Annotated in this window: 4 protein-coding genes; all 4 read right to left on the minus strand. The window is 39.9% G+C overall.

Annotated features, from left to right (window positions below; translation table 11 throughout):
- Positions 1 to 399 (minus strand): UDP-N-acetylglucosamine 2-epimerase (locus tag VIP81_RS26130; RefSeq protein ID WP_331968167.1); only part of this gene is annotated, 399 nt, incomplete at its 3' end.
- Between the two features lie 20 nt (positions 400 to 419).
- Positions 420 to 1,361 carry a GNAT family N-acetyltransferase gene (locus VIP81_RS26135; RefSeq protein ID WP_331968169.1) on the minus strand — a complete coding sequence of 314 codons (942 nt, stop codon included), beginning with the start codon at positions 1,359 to 1,361 and terminating at the stop codon, positions 420 to 422.
- A 9-nt stretch (positions 1,362 to 1,370) separates the two neighbouring features.
- Positions 1,371 to 2,378 carry an N-acetylneuraminate synthase gene (gene neuB, locus VIP81_RS26140; RefSeq protein WP_331968171.1) on the minus strand — a complete coding sequence of 336 codons (1,008 nt, stop codon included), beginning with the start codon at positions 2,376 to 2,378 and terminating at the stop codon, positions 1,371 to 1,373.
- 7 nt (positions 2,379 to 2,385) lie between these two features.
- Positions 2,386 to 2,848: hexapeptide transferase (locus VIP81_RS26145; protein WP_331968173.1), on the minus strand; the 463-nt coding region annotated here is incomplete at its 5' end.

Here is a 2,848-nt window from a genome sequence, read left to right on the forward strand (position 1 = left end):
ACCATCATTCACAACGTCGCCTCCTGCAAGATGTGCAACCGGTATATTCATATATGCACCTGTAAGCGTTACGGTAATAGCTTCTTCACGGTCACCAACCACCGCAATAATATCTGGCTGCTCTCTGGCGAACACCTGCGCCAGTCCATTAATTTGTGTTCCAATACCAATAAGTCTGGCAGTATTATCTCCTGAGCCAATCAGGTTATACACTCTATCAGCTATCTGAAACCCATCGCTTTCAATATTCTTAACCGTTTTACCATATAAATCAGACAAATGGGCCCCTGTTACCACAATCTTCAAATCTATATCCGGCCGCTTTTCAAGCAACTCCAATACCGGAAACATGATATCATATTCTGATCTTGCTCCGGTGACGAAAAGTATCTTACGCATAAATTATATGCTGGTTTTAATTAGTAAACATCAGAATCGCCCAATTGGATCCACCAATTATCAGCTCCAGATAAATTTTTCTCTCCAAAAGACCTGGCAGACCAATAGGTAACTGGTGCGACGTTAGCAAAGCCAAGTTTCTCCAGCTGACCATGACGTACATCCTCCAGTGGCATCCACATATTTAGCTGACTATACTTATCAGCCGGAAAAGAAGCCGCCAGGTGCTGAATAACTTTCTTTGTCATCTTAGCTTCAGCAGATACACACCAGTCAATAATATCCACTTGTTTCTTTCCGTTTGTTCCACCTGCGTTATACTCTTTACATACAACAAAACCTCCCTGAACAGCGGTTAAATCAAAAACGATGTAAGTATTCAGTGGGTTATCAATATATCTCCAATTCAAATAGGTAGCATCTTTTTTCACCCCGAGATGATCGGCAAAATATTCCATGAAAGCATTTTCATGGGATTTGTCAAACTGCCTGGTGTAGGTGATACTATCATCCTGCTTCGGCGTCAGTTTATCGATAGCGCAGGAAAACATAGGTAATACTGTGATATCTTTCCACTGCAGGTTGCTAACAAATCCTCTATGAGAATTATTATTAGGAAATCCCCAAACGCCTGCTGCCCAATACTTTTCTTGCATATCTTTATAAAGACTTTCAGAAAGCAAAGGGAAAATACCAAGACCGGTAAAATCAGGATGCGTCATGGTAGTCATAGACAATCCTGTAAGTAGTGTTTGTTGGTAATCACACAATTCAACCGGAGAAACAGCATAATGCCCAATCAGTTTATCCCCATTCCACATGAGTTTAATCATGAACTGTTTGCACGGGTTATCAGCAAATCGCCATTTCCAGTAGGATAACGGCATCGGCTTGCCGAAAACCAGCTCAAAAAGTACGACAATATCATTTTCATCTCCGGATTTATAATCCCTAATTTCCATGATTATAATTTAAAGTGTAATCATTTCATCTACACTGAAATCCTTGTTGGCTGTTTGGCCCAACACTTCATCCCAGCGCATAGGGCTAATACCTGTACCAGGGCGCTTTATCCCCAGGTTTTCCAAACTAAATTTTTGACCTTGTTTTATCTCTACGCTGGCTACAATACTTTTCCGGGCAATTAAAATGTTCTTTGCTTCTGAAGGAGACGGTTTTTTCACACCATCTCCCAATGCTTTCTCTATATTTCGGATGGCACTAACCATATTCATTAGTTCAATAGGATCCAGAGATGCCGGATGATCAGGACCTACCATGGTTTTATCCAGGGTAAAGTGTTTTTCAATGACCGTTGCACCTAACGCGACAGCAGCAATGGGGACCTCTATACCCAGTGTATGATCTGAATATCCGATATTAACCCCAAGTTGTTCTTTGATAGTAATCATTGCTTTCAGATTCACATCCATCATAGGCGTTGGATACTCTGTATTGCAGTGCAAAATGGTAATCCGGTCTTTGTCCGCTCCATTATCTATCAGTATTTTTATTGTTTGCGCCACTTCTGCCAGATCTGCCATACCAGTAGATACGATAAGATCAGGAAACGCTTTAGTCATTTCCCGGAGGTAAGGCAGATTTACAATTTCTCCGGAGGGAATTTTTCCGATAGTAACCCCCATTCTCTTAATCAGGTCGATGCTGCTAAAATCGAATGGGGTGGACAAAAAAGCAATTCCCTTTTGGTTGCAATATTCAAGGAGTTCCCAATGTTCTGCTTCGGAAAGCTCCAGTTTTTTCACCATTTCCAGTTGGCTCTCCGCTGATTTTGTGTTCTCTACCTGGTACTCCGCTTTCGGCGCAAACCGGGAAATATTTTTCTCTGCAACAAAGGTTTGAAATTTAACATAATCGACACCTGCTTCTGCAGCCTTATCAATTAACTGCTTAGCAAGTTGGATACTGCCATTATGATTAACGCCAGCTTCTGCTATTATTATAACGCCACTTTTCATATGCTCTCTAATTGATTTTATGAAGAATTTTTGCTGGTACTCCCATAACAGTTACATTATCGTCTACATTTTTAGTAACCAAACTACATGCTCCTACAATTGAATTACTCCCAATTACTTTATACTGAAGAATAGTGGCATTGACACCAATAAGATTATTACTTCCTATACTAACTCCCCCTGAAATATTAACTGCTGGGTTAATCACATTACAATTACCAATTAACACATCATGCCCGACGGTGGTAGCCAGATTAAAAAGATTAAAAGAACCAATTTTAATTGAAGTTGTAAAAACGCAGTTGGCTGTTATTATGTTTCCATCTCCAATTTTTATATCTGAAAAATTACCAATAACAGATGGATGAATCAGATTAGGGAAAAGAAACCTACTTCTCAAACGATCAGAAATTTTCTTTATTAATTTCGGATCACCAACACCTATTGCCAAAGCAAGCTCACCTTCAATT

It is taken from the genome of Chitinophaga sp., from assembly GCF_036566945.1.
Classification (GTDB): Bacteria; Bacteroidota; Bacteroidia; order Chitinophagales; family Chitinophagaceae; genus Chitinophaga.

Excerpts from the sequence above, each read along its gene's own strand:
- VIP81_RS26135 (WP_331968169.1), bottom strand. The coding sequence starts at position 1,361 with ATGGAAATTAGGGATTATAAATCCGGAGATGAAAATGATATTGTCGTA.
- neuB (WP_331968171.1), bottom strand. The coding sequence starts at position 2,378 with ATGAAAAGTGGCGTTATAATAATAGCAGAAGCTGGCGTTAATCATAAT.